The organism is Arcticibacter sp., assembly GCF_045629565.1.
Classification (GTDB): domain Bacteria; phylum Bacteroidota; class Bacteroidia; order Sphingobacteriales; family Sphingobacteriaceae; genus Arcticibacter.
The window spans coordinates 1-18,343 of the sequence record NZ_JAZQRL010000012.1; the positions used below are offsets into that span (position 1 = coordinate 1).

The 18,343-nt window shown below is 43.7% G+C and carries 12 protein-coding genes; 8 read left to right on the top strand and 4 right to left on the bottom strand.

The features are described 5' to 3' along the window. A partial coding sequence (locus tag ACKI5J_RS01515) for a cytochrome d ubiquinol oxidase subunit II (RefSeq protein ID WP_407425796.1) occupies positions 1-323 on the top strand: 323 nt, incomplete at its 5' end. 435 nt (positions 324-758) lie between these two features. Here the strand turns inward: ACKI5J_RS01515 and ACKI5J_RS01520 are convergent. From ACKI5J_RS01520 to ACKI5J_RS01530, 3 genes are all read right to left on the bottom strand, one after another. Next, complete coding sequence (locus ACKI5J_RS01520) at positions 759-1,031, bottom strand: integrase core domain-containing protein (RefSeq protein ID WP_407425798.1); 273 nt, start codon at positions 1,029-1,031, stop codon at positions 759-761. Then, a complete protein-coding gene (locus ACKI5J_RS01525) occupies positions 943-1,407 on the bottom strand; it encodes a transposase (protein ID WP_407425950.1) in 465 nt (154 codons plus the stop codon). The genes ACKI5J_RS01520 and ACKI5J_RS01525 overlap by 89 nt, the downstream gene beginning before the upstream one ends. Positions 1,408-1,546: 139 nt before the next feature. Next, complete coding sequence (locus tag ACKI5J_RS01530; RefSeq protein ID WP_407425800.1) at positions 1,547-1,915, bottom strand: transposase; 369 nt, start codon at positions 1,913-1,915, stop codon at positions 1,547-1,549. A gap of 511 nt (positions 1,916-2,426) precedes the next feature. Here ACKI5J_RS01530 and ACKI5J_RS01535 point away from each other — a divergent pair. From ACKI5J_RS01535 to ACKI5J_RS01565, 7 genes are read left to right on the top strand one after another with little or no spacing between them, the layout of a single operon-like run. Next, the gene (locus ACKI5J_RS01535; RefSeq protein ID WP_407425802.1) at positions 2,427-4,646 is read left to right on the top strand and encodes a fasciclin domain-containing protein; all 2,220 of its coding nucleotides are present in this window, start codon (positions 2,427-2,429) and stop codon (positions 4,644-4,646) included. A 20-nt stretch (positions 4,647-4,666) separates the two neighbouring features. Then, positions 4,667-7,963 carry a SusC/RagA family TonB-linked outer membrane protein gene (locus ACKI5J_RS01540; RefSeq protein ID WP_407425804.1) on the top strand — a complete coding sequence of 1,099 codons (3,297 nt, stop codon included), beginning with the start codon at positions 4,667-4,669 and terminating at the stop codon, positions 7,961-7,963. A gap of 10 nt (positions 7,964-7,973) precedes the next feature. Continuing rightward, positions 7,974-9,476: a RagB/SusD family nutrient uptake outer membrane protein gene (locus tag ACKI5J_RS01545; protein WP_407425806.1), complete on the top strand. Its 1,503-nt coding sequence runs from the start codon at positions 7,974-7,976 to the stop codon at positions 9,474-9,476. Positions 9,477-9,492: 16 nt separating this feature from the next. Then, on the top strand, positions 9,493-11,178 hold the full coding sequence (locus ACKI5J_RS01550) for a fasciclin domain-containing protein (protein WP_407425808.1): 1,686 nt from the start codon (positions 9,493-9,495) through the stop codon (positions 11,176-11,178). Positions 11,179-11,212: 34 nt separating this feature from the next. Next, complete coding sequence (locus ACKI5J_RS01555) at positions 11,213-12,736, top strand: fasciclin domain-containing protein (RefSeq protein ID WP_407425810.1); 1,524 nt, start codon at positions 11,213-11,215, stop codon at positions 12,734-12,736. Positions 12,737-12,771: 35 nt separating this feature from the next. Next, entirely contained in the window at positions 12,772-15,999 is a 3,228-nt protein-coding gene (locus ACKI5J_RS01560) for a SusC/RagA family TonB-linked outer membrane protein (RefSeq protein WP_407425812.1), read from the top strand. A gap of 24 nt (positions 16,000-16,023) precedes the next feature. Beyond that, positions 16,024-17,775: a RagB/SusD family protein gene (locus ACKI5J_RS01565; RefSeq protein ID WP_407425814.1), complete on the top strand. Its 1,752-nt coding sequence runs from the start codon at positions 16,024-16,026 to the stop codon at positions 17,773-17,775. Between the two features lie 86 nt (positions 17,776-17,861). Here ACKI5J_RS01565 and ACKI5J_RS01570 read toward each other — a convergent pair whose 3' ends face one another. After that, positions 17,862-18,290: an EamA family transporter gene (locus ACKI5J_RS01570; protein ID WP_407425816.1), complete on the bottom strand. Its 429-nt coding sequence runs from the start codon at positions 18,288-18,290 to the stop codon at positions 17,862-17,864. Between the last annotated feature and the right edge of the window lie 53 nt (positions 18,291-18,343).

Below are 18,343 nucleotides of genomic sequence, written 5' to 3' on the forward strand. Positions count from 1 at the left end.
ATATCTATGGCATCCTGGCCATCATCGCAGCGACGCTGTCGCTTATCCTCTTGTGGTACATGCTTTACAAAGGAGAAAGTAAGGGCATCCGCATCCTCGCAGGATTTCAGGTGACCATGATACTGTTCACCACCACATACCGGCATTTTCCAAACATTGTTATTCTCAAGAATGGCGGATACCTATCGCTATTGGAGCACAGAGGCCATGATAAGACGATCGAGACGCTGGGATGGGCACTGCTGATCGGAAGTATCTTCATCCTTCCGGCACTGTTTTACCTGATCTATAGCTTTCAGAAACGGAAGGCTAACATTCATTAAGGGCGAATTTCTATCCGTTTGATCGAACTTAAGTAATAGTAAGGTGTCACTTTCGCCAAAGGGAGTATATACTTAAGCTGGAATGAGGTCATTCGTATACGATGCTCTAATTGAGCAAGTATTCCAGCCGTTATTTTCCCGGGATAAGTCCGACTTAAAGTCGCTCAGGTCGGACTTATCCCGGGCTTATCTCCGCAGAATATCGGCAAGGATATTACTGATATCCTAACTTGAACACTTGTCTTATACTGAAAATACCTTACACTCATCGGACAGTAAAACGGTTTAACATGTACAACGAACAAGAGCTTCTACGGATATACCTTTACAATAAAAAAGAATCGTACAGGTTCACCTTTACAGTTTTTTCAAGATCGTTTTGACTTTTGTTATTTTCTTCGACATGTTTGAGTTGTGGAGAAGCTAATTGGCAACTTAAATGGGGGTCTCAAACAGTTGTAGCGGGCTATTGCCTGGCAAGTTATCAACAGCGGTTGTATACGATTGGAAAACGGAATTGAGGCCGAATTCGTTCTTTAGTATCCCATTGATCCTTTCGGCAACGGCATTATCGTAAGGAGAACCGCTCTGGGTCATGCTGATCTGTATGCGGGCCTTTTCAAAAGTACACGTAGGTATCACAACAGTACTGAATTCCTCCGTCGGAATGATGAATAAGGGAGCGTTGGGGATAAGTGCGTAGGGCAATGGCCTTATTTAATGCAGATACACATCCTGAGGCCTTCATGGTCTGATTTAAATTATACCCTACAATTTTGTGTGAATAGGCATCTGTAATCAGGAACAAATAAATAAAGCCGGTCAGAGTTCTTAAATAGGTAATATCGCTGACCCATATCTGCTCAGATTTTCCAGCTTGGGTACGGTTTACTAAATTAGGCCATTTCTTAAAATGGTGATAAGAATTAGTGGTTATCACATATCTTTTTTTATCTTGAATGAGCAGATTATGTTCTTTCAGCAAAGAAGAAAAAGCATCTCTGCCGATTTTGATATGATGGTTCCGAAAGTTTTGTTCTAAAATATGAAGTAATTTCACGCAACCCAGACGAGGCAGGAACATCCGGATCTGTTTTACCCAACTCACCAGTTCCTGCTGTAAAAAGGAGGTGTCTTTACGCACATGTATCTCATACCAGGACTGTCTGGAGCGCTCAAACAACCCACATAGCGTTTCTAAGATACATGACCCACGACGGCTTTCATTTCACAGGCCGTTTGATACCAGACTTTTTTCTTATGTCAACCCCCAGTTCCCTCTCTGCGTTTTTTATCATCATTTTTAAGGCTGTTACTTTTAAGTTCGCCAGATGCAATTGATGGTTTAACTCTTGTTCCCTGCTGCTTGTCTCTAAAGGAGCGGTACCGGCTGTTTGCTCAAATTCATGCATATGCCGCTTGTACCGGCGGACAAAGAAGCTGACCACATAACAGCCTCCCAGGTTATACTTGGTGGCCAGTTGTGCCTGGGTACACGACCCCGTCAAGTATTCCCTGGCTATAGCGATCTTAAAACTGTCTTCATACGCAAGCGGCGCCTTCGATTTTAGGAACTTTTCTAAATTTTCCATGGTCTTTCTAATTTAATCATTAGTCCGATTTTGTAAGGCGTATTTGGGAATAGACAACTTCTACAGTGGGATCCTGGTCGCCAGGAATAAGAGGGTACAGGAGTAAGAATATCTGGCTGTTTTTTCGGAGCCGGAGAGAGGGTGTGAAAATATTTTTATTCTGGGAAACCGCTTCTATAACCTTAGAGTCGGTTTTTTTTATCCCTTTCTCTCAAATTTCGGGGATGAGCAGGATGCCACAGGTTGCGGCCTGAAATCAACCACCCTATATTAGGCTCATAAACCAAATTATTGCCCGAATAACCTTATCTCACCACCAGACTTTAACCTAACTAATTTAACTAACTAGCTAACCGTGAAATATGACTAATTTTTACATTCCTTCTCAGTAACACGCCCCTGTATTTCTTTTAACAAATCGTATTTCACTATACCACAGATGGGATGCGCCCGGCTATAAGTGTGTTTATGACACTTATAGATTACCTAACCGAATTCAATTACCAATTATATGAAGAGATCAATACTACTCATTTTGTGTCTTCTTTCTTTGATCCTGACATTTTCAGGATGTCGAAAAGAGGAATGGGACGATTTTTATGGGCGGCCGGAGTGGCTTGCTGACCCCATGTACAAGCAATTAGAAGCCCGCAAGAACTTTACATCATTCTTAAGCGTAGTCGACAAAGCCGGATACAAGGATATCCTGAGTTCGCAAGGATGGTGGACATTGTTTGCTCCTAATGATGATGCCTTTCAAAAGTTCATGGCGGAAAAGGGTCTTCGGGACGTGAGCGAAATTGATGAAGCGTTAGCAGGTGCTATTGTAAGGTATTCTTTAGTGATAGACGCTTACAGAAAGGATCAGATAGCAAATCAGCAAACCGCTGCTGGTGTAGTTCCCAACGTCGCTTACAAGCGGAGGTCTTCCTATTATGACTTTATAAAGGACGGGCCGGGAGGTGATATCAAGAAAATTCTTGACGGTAACTCCATTGCTCCGGACGGAGTAAATTCCGGGTTATATAATCCACAGGACAATAATAACAAACACATTCCATTTTTTGTGGATGGTTTCATGACTCAAAAGAAATTAGTTCCATCAGATTATAATGATCTTTTTCCGGAAGCTACTTATGGAGGGTTTAATGTAGCAGGTGCCCGGGTAGTCAATGCAGATATAATTGCTGAAAATGGTGTTATTCATGAGATTGACAGGGTAATCACCCCTTTGAAGAACATTGATGAACAACTGGCCAGTGATTCAAAATACTCTGAGTTTAAGAAACTGCTGGATGATAATCTGGTTAGCTATTCCTTGAATCCTGACCTTACTAAACGGTATAATATCCTGACCGGATCTTCGGATAACGTGTATGTAAAGCTGTATAGCAGGTCTTTGACTTTTGCTCCGAACAGCGAAAACTACGTGGATAATACTACATCGGCACAAATCGACGGATTTAGTATGGTCGCGCCTACAAACGAAGCGCTTAAAATATATTTATACGGGCCAACCGGAAAGGAGGGGATTTTGTCTAAATACGGGACTTTCGAAAAAGCTCCCACTTCCGTGCTCAATGACTTTATAAACGCGCATATGTGGGGCTCTTCTTTATGGCCTAGTCAGCTGACAGAAACTAAGAACGCACAAAACGAAGCGGCCACATTCGGGTCTTCCGATATTCTTGAAAAGAGGCTGATGAGCAACGGGTTGTTTTATGGGTCGAACAAAGTTCAGGAAGCAAATGTGTTCAGGACTGTCTATTCAAAGCCATATCTTGATCCTGCTTATCTGCTGATGGTGAAGGCATTGGATGAGACAAGTCTGAAGTACTCACTTATAAACCCTTCCATGAAGTATACATTGTTCCTGATCTCTGATCAGCAGTTCAATGATGCTGGCTACGGCTATAACACTCAGTTTTTGAACTGGACGTACACAGTGAATTCAGTGGTACAGGGAGCTGAGGTTTCAAAAAGTCGCGTACACCGCATCGTTCAGACCTCGGTTGCCCCCTCCGAAGTCCAGGATTTATCTGGTTCAGGGATAATACAGGCCTTTAATGAAGAGTATATAAAGTTCAGGGATGGAAAAGTATATGCCGCGGGAAATGAAGACGCAGGAGATGCTGTTGAAATAGTCAGCAAGGAAGAAACTACGAACGGCCCGGTTTATTATACGAAAGGACTATTAAGGTTCACAGAAAAAGAACTAGGATTTCATCTGCAAAAGTTAGCGACTGCAAGACCAACGGATTTCGGTCACTTTTTCAATTTCCTTGATAATTCCCTGGTATATGATAAGGTGACCCAGATCATCACCGGAACATCTACAGGTACTTATTATACCATATTCGTTCCGACGAACGATGCTATAGAACAGGCAGTCAGAGAAGGATTTCTACCCGGTAACATGACCACGGGAGCTCCGACTTTTTCACCGGCTGCAGACAAGATCAATCAGGTTTCCGACTTTATTAAATACCATATCCTAAATAAAAAGACAATAGCGGCTGACGGAAAATCCGATTCACCACTTGCTGTTGAGACACTACTAAGCAATTTGCAGGGTGAAAAGGAATACATCAACGTAACCAAGCAACCCTCTGGTTTACTGTTAAAAGACACCAGAGGAAACACGGTATCTATCAATGTCCCTGCAAGCAATAACCTGGCAAACAGGACCCTTATCCATTCGATAGGGAAGGTTTTAAAATATGGAGAGTGATCTGAAAGTAAAAGACTGTTATGAGAAATTTTTTTATTTATATGTTCTGCAGCGTTGTTGCTGTTCTGATTCTATCCAATGGTATTTCTTCGGCTCAGGCTCCATCAGAGAGGATCACTATACGTGGAAAGGTTACAGATAAACAAGACAAGCAACCGGTTATAGGGGCTTCTGTTGTCGAGCTTGACAAAGACGGGCGGACCATTTCCGGGATATCTACAGATATCGAGGGAAATTTTGTACTTAGGATTTCTAATCCAGAACACCGGGTAGCGGTGTCATTTATAGGCTATAGAACTTCAGTGAACAGGTTGAACGGCCGCACTGTGCTAAATATTGCGCTGGACGGCACTTCCAATGAACTTTCCGACGTAATCATTACAGGCAAAAAGCAGATAACAACCGGAGGTGGCTTAATGATCGAAGAAAAGAATATTACAGGAGCGATCACACGGGTTCAGGGGGACGATTTAAAGGAGCTATCCGCACAATCGATTGATCAGGCATTGCAAGGGCGTATGCCAGGGGTTGATTTCGGCACTACGTCCGGAGATCCCGGATCGGGAATGTCTATCAGGATCAGGGGTACAGCATCTCTTAGTGGAAACTCCAATCCTTTGATCGTCGTAGACGATATGCCCTTTGAAACATCCATACCAGAAAGCTTTGATTTTGGATCAGCTGATGAGCAGGGCTATGCACAGTTGCTCAACATAGCACCCTCGGATATCGCTGAAATCACGGTATTAAAAGATGCAGCTTCTACGGCTGTATGGGGCTCAAGGGCAGCAAACGGGGTTCTTGTAATCCGTACCAAAAGAGGTGTTATAGGAAAGCCATTGGTTACCTATACGTTCAGGGGAACAATGAATAAGCAACCTAAAGCGATCCCACTGCTTACGGGAGACCAGTTCTCTATGCTGGTTCCTGAAATGGTGTCAAATTCTGGTGGCCTACCGCTTAACCGGGTATTAAATAAGGAGTTCGGGTATGATCCGAATGATCCCTACTACTACAGCAATTACAGCAACAATACCAGTTGGATCGATGAGATTACCCAAACTGGCTTGCAGCATGATCATAACCTGTCTATGACTGGTGGGGGACAAAAAGCAAAATACTACGCATCGGTAGGATATCTTAATTCTGTAGGAACGACTAAGGGAACAAGCCTGGATCGTATAACTTCAAAAGTCAATCTGGATTATACCGTTTCCCAGCGTATCCGTTTCAGGACAGATATCGCATACACGTATTCCAATAATCCTGTTAATTTTACTGACAGAATCAGAGATGTCGCGTACCAGAAAATGCCGAATATGGCCGTATATGAGTATGATGAATATGGCAATAAAACCCCGGTATATTTCTCTCCCGCGTCCAATATTCAGGGTCAGTTCGGGTTTGACGGTAACAACAAAGTAACGGGTACTTTCAACCCGCTTGCGATGGCGAACGAAGGGTTTTCCAAGACACTCGTTCAAAGGGTCGTTCCTAAGTTCAATATCAGATATGATCTTATCCCGAACTTGCTGACCACCACATTTGACTTGCAGCTGGACATCAATAGTTCCAAAACCCAAAGTTTCTTACCCCAGATCGCGACCGGAAGACTCACTACTGAAACTTTTGTTAACCGTGCAACTGATTCAGACTGGGATGGCTTCGACGTTCAATCCAAGTTGAACTTTCTATTCAATCCAAGGCTTCCGGAGAATCATAGTTTTACATCTCTGCTTTCTTTTCAGACAAAAGATGAAAAGAACCAGACTCAGTATTCTCTGACGTCAAATACAGCTTCGTCTTTGTTAACGGATCCATCGATCCCTTCGCGGGCGATAACGGGTAATTTGACGTCCGGTGAAAGCCAGTACCGCACAGTAGGAGTATTACTAAACGGTCAGTACGGCTACAAGGATCGTTACATACTGAACGCTAGTATAAGAATGGATGGAAATTCCAGATTCGGGCCTGAAAATCGCTACGGCTATTTTCCTTCTCTTTCAGGTAGGTGGCATATTGGAGGCCCCGACGGAGAGTCTTTTCTGAGAGGACTTACCTTCATGGACGATCTCAGCCTCCGGGCAAGCTGGGGATTGGCAGGGAAAACCCCAAGCAAGGACTACCTTTTCTACAATACATATAATACCTGGGGCTGGACCTATCAGGGACAGTCAGGCGTGTATCCATCCTCGCTGGAACTGTCAAACCTGAAATGGGAAACGCTGGTCGGAGAAAATCTCGGATTTAACCTGGCGCTATTTAACTATCGTATCCGGGTTGACGCTGAAATTTATAAGAACAGGACGAAGGACCTGATCTTCGATAAGCTTCAGCTGCCATATTATACGGGCTACAATCAGCTAATGTTTAACGTGGGCACAATGGATAATAATGGCTGGGAGCTTATGGTGAACACGATTCCCGTGAAATCAAAGAACTGGATCGTTGGTGTCGACTTCAACATAGCCCAAAACCTTAATGTGGTTAAGTCCGTGTCGGAATACTACCCTACTGAAAATGCGACTATCATAGGAGAGAACGGTAAATATAAAACCTACCTGCAGGTAGGAAACCCCTTCGGTTCTTTTTATGGATTCAGGTTCAAGGGGGTTTACAAGGATGAAGCAGCGACAATAGCCAAGGACGCCAGCGGGCAGGACATCACCGGTCCAAACGGTCAAAAGGTAATGATGAGGTTTAACTATCCTTTGACAGATTATTTGTTCCAACCAGGAGACGCTATGTATGAAGATATCAATTATGACGGTAATATCGATTACAAGGATATCGTATACCTCGGAAACAGTATTCCAAAGGTTACCGGTGGTTTCGGTTTTAATGTCACTTATAAAGGAGACTGGAAGTTGCAGACCTTCTTTAACTACAGGCTAAACTATGATATGATCAACGGGGGAAAGATGAATACGACCAACATGTACAGCTACAATAATCAAAGCACGGCTGTATTAAGCAGATGGCGTAATCCCGGAGATGAGACTGACATGCCAAGGGCTTTGTTCAGAAGGGGTTACAACTGGTTGGGATCAGACCGGTACGTAGAGGATGCTTCTTTCGTTCGGCTCCGGTCGGTAACGTTGCGGTATGCATTGAAGAAGTCATTGGCTGACAGGCTTAAAATAAAGAACGCTAATATCTATGTGACAGCGGAGAATCTGTATACCTGGACAAAATATACTGGTCAGGATCCCGATGTGTCCATTAAAGGCAATACCGATCCATTTAAATATGCGCAGGATAACAGCTTAACACCTCCGACAATGAACTTTGTTATCGGATTTTCTGCAGGGTTTTAATAATCAGGAAATGAAAAAGAAAATAATCTACGGAATTTTACTAATCGTTGGGATATGTTCTTCAAGCTGTAACAAATGGCTTGAGCTGAAGCCCCAGGACGGCATTACCAGTGAGGACTTCTGGAAGACAAAAGAGCAAGCCGAAGCCGCCGTAATTGGCATCTATTCTTCACTTCTGGAAGATCCGTTAGTTAACAACCTTTTTGTATGGGGGGAGCTCCGTGCCGATATGGTTGCGCCGTTTACCAGAACCAGTATAGATGAGCAGTTTATGATGGGAGGTAACATTTTGCCTACCAACGGCTACACAAACTGGAGTTCTTTATATAGGACTATTAATTACTGTAACACAGTTATCAAGTTTGCGCCTCAGGTGCTGGAGAACGATCCAACATTAAATCAGGCTACGTTGGACGCATACCTGGCAGAGGCTCATGCGATAAGAGGTTTGATGTACTTCTATTTGCTGAGAGTATTTGGAGAGGTGCCTTTAAAAACTCTTCCCACTTCGAGTGATAAAGATATTGAGCGAATTGCGAAGAGCACGAAGCAAGAAGTTCATGATCTCATAATAAGCGATCTTGACTTTGCCGATAAACATGCATTTGTGACGTATGGAAGTGTTGACAAGGATAAGGGCAGAGTTACCAGGTACACAGTGAACGCCATTCAGGCGGACGCATACTTATGGATGGAGGATTACCAGAATTGCCTTGTCGCAACTGATAAAATTATTAGCTCCGGAAATTTCGGACTGATAACTACAGAACAGCAGTCGCAACTTTTCAATACGCTCTTTTATCGCGGGAACTCAAATGAAAGTATTTTCGAGGTACAGTTTGACAGGCAAAAATTAAATCCGTTTTACGACATGTTCGGAGCCACAAACCGCCGCTTCAATGCGAATGCGATCGTAATGGATGAGATGTACACGATCGACGTTACCAACGTAAATAGCTACGATTTCCGGGCTGAAGGGACATCTGTCCGGTCGTCATTAAACATGATCTGGAAGTATGTAGGTACGAATGGCGGGCAAAGTGATCTCGAAGCCAGACCCACAGACGACTACGTTGGACATTGGTTTGTCTACAGATACGCTGATATCTTGTTGATGAAAGCGGAAGCGCTGACCTGGTTAGACAGAGGGGCAGAGGCATTGCCACTCATCAAGACGGTGAGGGACAGAGCCCATGCCCTGGTAGCGACGGAACAGTATCCCGATGTAGACGACAAGGAGGGGATCTCAGAGTACATTCTTGCGGAACGGGCAAGGGAGTTTTCCTTTGAGGGTAAACGTTGGTTTGATGTATTACGTCATGCCAAGAGGAACAATTATTCCACTTCGGCCTTTAACTATCTTCTCGATGTCGTCACAGTCAATGCGGCAGGCAACAATCAGCAATCGGTTCGAAACAAGTACCGGGACGTTAATAGCCACTACATGCCAATAAATAGCGATGAAATTACTAGGGGCGGCGGTTTGTTGACACAGAATCCATTTTATCAATAATCTTAATTCTTTAGATATGAAAAAGGTAAGCAACGTATTGAGCAGGAATATCATAGGTATGATCTGCATGATCTTCATCTTCGCTGTTGGCTGTAAAAAGGAGAATATTCTTTATAATACTACAGAAGATGTAAATATTACGGGATATTTGGACCGGTACCCTGAGGATTTTTCGGAATTCAGGAAGATCCTTGACTTGACAAAAAATGCCTCTTTTTTGGGAGCTTACGGAGCATATACCGTATTTGCACCGACAAACGACGCAATAGCGCTTTATTTGAAGGAGAAAGGAGTAGCATCAGTTGAAGCTATTGATGTGCAGGAGCTTAATAATCTTGTTCGCTATCATGTCCTAGAAGATACTATCCGAACAACACAGTTTACTGATGGAAAGCTGTCCCGGTTGACGATGTACGGTCAGTACTTAATAACAGGTGCCAGCAATGTTGGTGGCGTTAGCAAAATAACGGTTAACAGACAAGCTAATATCATCAATTCTAACATATCGCTAGGTAACGGGATCATTCATTCGATAGATCATGTATTGCAGCCGGCCAGCCTCACAGTTGCACAAATGGTAGAAAATGATCCTAAGTTTAGCATTTTCACCCAATTGTTAAAGGCCACAAGCCTTTATGATTCATTAAATATCCTACCTGCGAATAATCCAAATCCAGACAGTACCAGGAGATGGATGACGCTTCTGGCCGAACCTGATGATGTGTTTGCCGAGGCGGGTATATCTTCGTATGAGGCCCTGAAGGCCAGATATTCGAATACAGGGAACCCTGCGAACCACGCCGATAGTTTGTATTTATATGCAGCCTACCACATACTTCCCGATGCAAAGTACATCGCAGATATTGTCACGGCAACTTCTCATACGACGCTTGCCCCTTTTGAAGTGATCACCTCGAAGGAAATCAACCAGGAGATTTTGATTAATGATGATGAGTTTAATGGGGTGCATGAACCAGGTGCGGAGCTTGTAAGAGGAGCGAGCGACAAATCTGCCAGCAACGGTGTTGTGCACTCTATGAACGCGGTCTTCTCCATGAAAGTCCGTAATCCAACCGCAGTTTATTTTGATGTAGCTGACCAGCCCGAATTTAAGAAGCTTCCCGGCTACAGGCTAGGATCCGTGTCGGTAAAAGGCATAACCGATGTGGCGGGTATACGTTTCGAAAGCGGTTATTCGCTCATATACGAGGCTAATGCAGGTACAGGTCATTACTGGGGGGATAGAATTTCTCTCCCGATGGCTGCTGCGGCCACTACAAAAAGGTCGCACTGGATCGAATTTACAACTCCAATGCTTGTCAAGGGCAGCTACAAGGTTTGGGTCTGCTATAGGACAAACGGAAAGGCACCCCTACTTCAAGGATATTTTAACGGAGTACCCTTAGCAAGGATACTTAATATGGCAGAATATAATCTGAAGAATACTCCGGATTCAGAGATGGAGACTTTAGGCTATAAATACCATACCAATAATACTTCCTCTAACAGCTTTGTAAGCAGATATATCGGAACGGTCACTGTGGCGACCACAGACCGGCAGATACTTCGTTTCGAAGGAGTTGGAACAAGTGGAGGTGCCGATACATGGTGGGATATGATACATTTCATACCAGTGGATCAGGAACAACTTTGGCCTCGGTTTCATCAGGATGGCAGCATTATACCCAAGCCGCAACTTTAATTGACATTACACGAATTGTAGAAACTGAAATAATATGATTTACAGAAATATATTGGTTGGTCTGGCCTTGCTTTGCATCTCTCTGGGAGCATGTAAAGACGTATGGCAGGATCATAATGAGATAAAAGATCCCGTTCTGGCGGGAACTCTCATGGAACAGATAAGTGGGAACCCTGAGCTTACAAAATTTCGGGACCTGCTGATCAAAACTGGCTACGACAAAATAATTTCTTCATCTCAAACATACACGGTTTGGGCTCCCACAAATGCTATGTTTGATGAAGCAGTGAACGAGGTTGGTACCTCAGACAGCCTGCTAACTCAGTTTGTAGGCTATCACATTGCCAGGCAGTCGTATTTTACGAGAATGGCTGCTGATACGACTATACGCGTTCAAACCCTGAACGGGAAGTTTATCAGGTTTACAGGCAATGGCGCTGATGAGGCGGCAATTCTTGAGGCCGATCAGCATGTTGGTAATGGGGTGCTCCATGTAATCAGTCAGCCTGTTGTTGCCAGAAAGAGCACATGGGAAATGTTTGAATCTCTTAATGATGGGCGAGTAACGCATCAGAAAAGATTTCTGGATGCATGGAACGTGAGAGACTTTGATGTGGAAGCTTCTAAGCAGATCGGGGTTAATCCTCAGGGCCTTCCTATATATGATAGTGTGTTCGTGGATGAGAAAGGCTTTATAGCATCAGTGGCCAACCTGAAAGATGAAGGCAGGGAGTTTACTTATTTCGTCCTCACAGACGATGTGTATCAACAGGAATTCAATAAGCTTCAGCATTATTTTGCGGATTCTACGTCTGAAGCCACATCGTTTAAAACGCAGAGGTATATAGTTAAGGATCTGGTTGTCAAAGGAAGTTATGGCGCGGGAGATCTTCCTGCAACCATGTATACCCTGGACAGTACAATAATAGCTATTGATAAGAGTGCAATTGTTGCGAGCTACCCGGCGAGTAACGGTATGGTACACGTCGTAAACGCCCTTTCATACCAGATGTCTGACAAGATCAAGCCTATAATAGTAGAAGGTGAGCGGTATACTCAGGTCAGTGACCCGTCAGTTGGATTGACAAGAAGAACAAGGAAGTCTCCCGATGGTAAGGTTTTCATGGATGTGATGAATAATACTCACAAAGTGAACGGATTGTGGGTGCGCTATCGGGGGAATGTCTTTTCAGGTAAATATAAAGTCTATTGGAGAATGATCAGGGACTCAGATTTTCCATTGGTTCCTGCAGCAGGAGCAACAGACTTGACCCGCTTCCCACAGAAGCTCACGTGGAATGAGTTGTGGAAATCAACAGTTGAGGGTCAGCCTGTAATTTTCGATCCCCTCGCTTCGGCGGGTCTGGGGTATCAGAACGAACCGGTTATTAACCATAACAACGGAACCTTTTCTCCGGACTACAGCGAGGTTTATATCGGAGATATGACTATTGAACGTAATGGCTTAATTGATCTCTATTTAGTAGCAAACAGAACGGCGACGGCAGTTCAAAATTCTATACTACTTGACTACATTAAGCTTGAACCTATTTATTAACAATAAGCAGCTGCTTAGACTTATTATTTGATTATATGTACATATTTAAACGAGGGCTGAAAAGTATACTCATAATGGGGGCGCTGTCTGCAATAGGGTTGCCACAGACGAGCGCAAACAATGCTTTCATGTTAATAAACGGAAGAGATACGATCTTAACATCTGAGCCGGTAAAGGGAATTAAGATAACGGGCATAGTAAAGGACGCATCTACAGGAAAGCCGATACCTGGAATCAATGTCACGGTTTTAAATTACTCATCAGCATTCTCAGATGATAACGGTCGTTTTGAGATCAGCGTTCCTGAGAAGAATGCCGCTCTGAATGTTGTTGGAGATGGTTATCAGTCTAAAATAGTGCCGGTTGGGCCGGATGGTTCTCTAGAAATCAGATTGCGGGAATCAGGATATAAATCACAGTTTGAGATCGCAACGCTTCCTTATTCCAGAGTATCCAGGAGTCTTGTTCCATATTCAATAGAATCGGTTTACTTAAGCGGTGGTTGGACTCTCAATTCTGAAACTCCTGATACATATCTGCAGGGTAGGGTATCCGGCTTAAACGCTACGAGACGCTCGGGGACACCGGGAATAGGTGCCAACATGTTTCTTAGAGGGTATTCATCATTGTCGGCTGGGAACCAACCGCTTGTGATTGTTGATGGCGTGATCTATGATACGGCAGAGAATGGAAGTTCAATAATTTCGGGTCATATGGACAATCCTCTATCCTATATAGACGCGAAGGACATCGACAATATTACCGTAATCAAGGACGGCGGATCTATGTATGGTACAAAAGGGGCTAACGGAGTGATAATGATTTCAACAATCAGGGCAAAGGAAGAGGCTACTCAAATAGACTTTGCTGCCTACGGAGGTATAAATTCCAAAGTTAAAACGCTTCCTGTAATGGGAGCTTCAGACTACAGGCTTTATCTTTCAGACCTACTACAGGACAGAGGATGGCCGGTTGCTATGGTGGAAGCGCAACCATATATGCAGGATGATTTAGTGACGAATCAGGAGTATTACAGATATCATAATGATACGAAATGGCAGGACGGCGTACTGGAAGACGGAATAAATCAGAATTATTATCTGAAGGTTTCAGGGGGTGACGATATTGCAACTTATGGCCTTTCGCTTGGGTATATGCACAATGAAGGTATTTTGAGCAATACCTTCAATGACAAGTATCATACCCGATTCAATGGAGACTTGAAGCTAACTGCGAAATTAAGTGGTGTTGTGAATTTGTCATTTCTGAATAGTGACCAGGATCTGAGGGATGGCGGGCAAGCATATTCAACAAACCCCTTGTACCTGGCGACGGTAAAAGCGCCGTTTTTAAGCGTTAATGAGATTGACAATAATGGTGTAAGTTCACCTAATCTGTCAGACAGGGACATCTTCAATGTTAGTAATCCTCTTGCGGCCGCGAATAATGCCGTCGGAAGAAATAGGAACTATCGTTTCTTAGGCGCAGTAGGATTCAATTATGCTTTTAATAAGACATTAAGATTAAGCAGCCAGGTTGGTGTGACATATAATAAAGTGAGGGAAAGCTTCTTCGTTCCTGAGAAAGGTATATCCAGGGATTCATTAAGCACGGCTGCTATTACGAATAGGTCGGGAACAAACGTGGGCCGGCTTCTGTCGATCTACAATGACACGCGGCTGTCCTTTACCAAATCTTTCGGCTCGGTTAGCAACTTGGCGATGAACGCAGGATTCCGCTATAATAACAGAGATGCGGAAAGCGACTTTGGCTATGGATATAATTCCGCGACGGACGACCTTATAACAGTAACGCAGGGTGCTGCGGCACTGAGGCAGATTGGTGGAAGTATTGGTAAAAGCAGATGGATGAATATGTATTTAAATGCAGACTATAATCATCTTAACCGATACTTTCTCTCCTTTAATATGGCTTTAGATGGCTCTTCCCGTTTTGGCAAGGAAGCAGAAGGAGGACTTTCCATAGGGGAGAATAAGTTTGCCGTTATGCCATCACTCGCTGCGGGCTGGTTATTGTCTTCAGAGAAGTTTATGTTGAACCAGAACTGGATTGATTTGCTGAAGCTCAGGGCTAGTTATAGCATTACCGGCAATGATAACATTGGGAACTATTCAGCAAAACGCTATTACATATCTCAGAATCTTTTAGGAATGCAGGGTCTGATAGTTGGTAATATCGGGAATCCGGGATTAAAGTGGGAAACGGTGCATAAAGTAAACGTAGGAGCAGATATAGCTATTCTCAATGAGCGCCTGAGCTTTAACATTGACCTCTATAAGCATACAACTAAGGATATGCTTACGTGGAGAAATGTTAATACATCTGTGGGGCTGAGAAATGTACTTACGAATGAAGGCGAAATGGAAACCCAAGGTGCGGAACTGGGGATCAATGGGAGGCTGGTGGACAGAGCATTTAAGTGGGACATGGGACTGAATGTGTCTAGGTTTAAAAACAAGATCGTAGCTATACCGGGAAGTGCTCTGTTGAGTTCTTTTGGTGGTGCTACGATTTTGACAGAAGTGGGGCGTGCTGCGAATGTTTTTTATGGTTATAAGACGGATGGTGTCTTTATAACAGAGGCTGATGCTGTGGCTGCAAATCAATATACTGTGCTCTTTGATGGCTCGACCAAGCGATATGCTGCAGGAGATGTGCGCTTTGTAAATGGTCAAGACAGCGAAGGTGATCTGGCTGAAGGCAGGAAATACATTAATGAAGACGACATGCAGGTCATTGGTGATCCGAACCCTGACTTCACCGGAATGTTCAGCAATTTATTTTCATGGAAAAGGTGGTCTATGAATATGCAGTTTACGTTTAGCAGCGGGAATGATATATATAATGGTGTAAGGGCAGCTCTTGAAGGCCAATCAGGAGTGCAGAACCAAACTGTCCATGTAGTTAACAGATGGCGAAATGAGGGCCAGGAAACAGATGTTCCGAGAGCAAGTTGGGGAGATCCTATGGGTAATAGCCGCTTTTCCGACAGATGGATAGAGGATGGTTCATACTTAAAGTTACGCACTCTTTCCCTGTCTTACGATTTACCTTTAAAGGGCATGAAACTGCTAAAGAATGCTACCATATACGGTACTGTCAATAATGTATTCACCCTGACGAAATATAAAGGATTTGATCCTGAATTCAGTGCAACATCAAGTGTGATCGGCCAGGGAGTAGACACGGGACTTCAGCCGTTGTTCAGGAGTACACAGTTAGGCATACGGATAGGACTATAGCCCAGCTTCTATAAATAAGATAGTATGAAAAAGAAACTTTACAAATTATATGCATTGTGCCTGGGAGCACTGATAAGCTTTGCTCCCGTATCATGCAAGAAAATGCTTGATGTAGAACCAGGCGAAGTGCTCGGCGAAGAACAGATGTTCCAAAACGTCTATGACGCTGATGCGGCCGTGGTTGGAATTTACGGAAAGTTCCTGGGTTTGGCAGAGCAATACATTGTATTGAACGAATTACGTGGCGACCTTGCTGATGTGACCGTTAATAGCGACAAGCATCTTAACGAGTTGCATTTGCATCAGGTGAGGCTGGGGAACCCTTATGCAGATCCCAGGCCATTTTACGAGGTCATTCTCTACTGTAACGATGTTTTAAAGAACTTCAATGTGATGCTTGCGAGTGGAAAATTGCAGAAGCAGGAGTATGATACGCGTTTTTCAGATGTGGGAGCTTTAAGATCATGGCTTTATCTTCAGCTAGGAATCCACTTTGGGGAAGTCCCATATGTGACAGAGCCTATTGAAAATATCAATGATCTTAAGGATCCGGCCAAATTTCCAAAATTGAGCTTTGACCAGTTGCTTGATAACCTTTTATCTTTTACAGAAGCTTTGCCTTTTAAGGAAGACTATCCTGCGGGTACGACGCTTTTGACAACTGTTGACTCATATAACACGACGAAGTTCTTCATAAATAAAAAGCTGGTGCTGGGAGATCTACATCTTTGGAAAGGAAACTATAGACAAGCAGCTAGCTATTACCGTGATATAATGGAATTGTCTGCAACAATTTATTCTACAACTGCAGACCAATACTTTGAAGTAAACAGAGTTACTTATTCGTCTCAACTCGCAGGGGCTAATTGGATAAAGATCTTTAATGAGCCCTATGGCGAGCGTTATTCAAATTATGATAATATTTGGTTGCTTCCATTCGATAAAAGCTTTTCTCCCTCCAATCCTTTTATAGAAAAATTCGCGAACACCGGAACAGGAAAGTACCAGATTAAGCCGTCTCAATTTGCCATCGGCAACTGGAATAAACAAATGCGGGGTAATACCCCCTATGATCTTCGGGGTACAAATGCATCCTGGAAGATGAGTAACAGACAGCCGGTTATCAACAAGCAGATTCCCAACTATAGTTCGACGTTGCCATTTGAAACCAACGGCAAGTGGATCTTGTACAGGGCTTCCGCCCTGCACCTTCGATTTGCCGAGGCTGCAAATCGTGATAACAGACAAAAATTGGCTTATGCGCTGTTGAATAATGGGATCAAGAATGCTTTTGATCCAACGCCGGGAGTCGCTAACCGAGATGTTACAGGTATAATGAACACCTTAAACGACCCTGCGCCATATAATTTCGACGCGCGGGAAGGAGAGTACCCAAGATTTCGCGGGCCGTGGTATAGAGCATCAGGTATCAGGAGCCGTGCCCAGGTGAATCATTCGACGATTTCTGCAGCCGACTCTGTCAAATATTTTGATATGAGTAACCCTGACCCGTATTATAGAGATATTATTGATAGCCAGGGCTTGACATTGTTAATGGAAGATAAGCTTATAGATGAAGGGGGGCTGGAGCTGGCCTTTGAAGGTTATCGCTGGCCTGATCTATTGCGGATAGCTCTAAGACGGGAAAAAGAGTCTCCCGGCACCGGGGTGGCTTTCTTACAAGCGAGAGTAAACGCAAAATTTTCCCTGTCAGAGGGAGGCTTTCCGAATCTAGGCAACAAAATGAACTGGTTTTTGCCGTTTAATTGGGAATAGTTAAACAAGAAGCTGCCTCTTATTGTGTTTACAATCATAGAGGCAGCTTCTTTGCACTATGCTGCTAGCGGCAGGTATCAGTCCATTTATTCTTTTGATTCTGACAAGGCAACCAATACCGCTCCTACGACCATAATTGCTGCACCAGTCAGCAACTGCCAGGTGATCTTCTCTTTTAGAAAGATGATGGAGAGGATAATGGCAAAGACGAGAGACAGGCGTTCAATGGTTACGACGTATGATGCCGGTCCCATCGACAGGGCTTTGAACGAAAAAAGAGTGGAAAGGGTAGTGGCGATTCCAGCGCAGATGAGCAGGATCCACGCCTTGTTGTCGATCTCCTTGAGGTCGGAGAAGTTACCCTGAACCAGAATTACTCCCCAGGTAATCAGCAGGATGAAAACCGACTGAATTGCGAAGGCAAGGCTGGAGTCGACATTCTTCAAGCCTGCTTTTGTTAACACGATAACCAGAGCTGCGGCAATTGCTGCTCCAAGTGCCCAGAATATCCACATAATGCGATGATGTTTTCAAGTAAGTGTATTGTACTAAACAACACATTCAAAGA

Coding starts and splice junctions, on each gene's coding strand:
- ACKI5J_RS01560 (WP_407425812.1), top strand. CDS start 12,772: ATGTACATATTTAAACGAGGGCTGAAAAGTATACTCATAATGGGGGCG.
- ACKI5J_RS01570 (WP_407425816.1), bottom strand. CDS start 18,290: ATGTGGATATTCTGGGCACTTGGAGCAGCAATTGCCGCAGCTCTGGTT.
- ACKI5J_RS01530 (WP_407425800.1), bottom strand. CDS start 1,915: ATGGAAAATTTAGAAAAGTTCCTAAAATCGAAGGCGCCGCTTGCGTAT.
- ACKI5J_RS01525 (WP_407425950.1), bottom strand. CDS start 1,407: ATGTTCCTGCCTCGTCTGGGTTGCGTGAAATTACTTCATATTTTAGAA.
- ACKI5J_RS01565 (WP_407425814.1), top strand. CDS start 16,024: ATGAAAAAGAAACTTTACAAATTATATGCATTGTGCCTGGGAGCACTG.
- ACKI5J_RS01550 (WP_407425808.1), top strand. CDS start 9,493: ATGAAAAAGGTAAGCAACGTATTGAGCAGGAATATCATAGGTATGATC.
- ACKI5J_RS01535 (WP_407425802.1), top strand. CDS start 2,427: ATGAAGAGATCAATACTACTCATTTTGTGTCTTCTTTCTTTGATCCTG.
- ACKI5J_RS01545 (WP_407425806.1), top strand. CDS start 7,974: ATGAAAAAGAAAATAATCTACGGAATTTTACTAATCGTTGGGATATGT.
- ACKI5J_RS01555 (WP_407425810.1), top strand. CDS start 11,213: ATGATTTACAGAAATATATTGGTTGGTCTGGCCTTGCTTTGCATCTCT.
- ACKI5J_RS01540 (WP_407425804.1), top strand. CDS start 4,667: ATGAGAAATTTTTTTATTTATATGTTCTGCAGCGTTGTTGCTGTTCTG.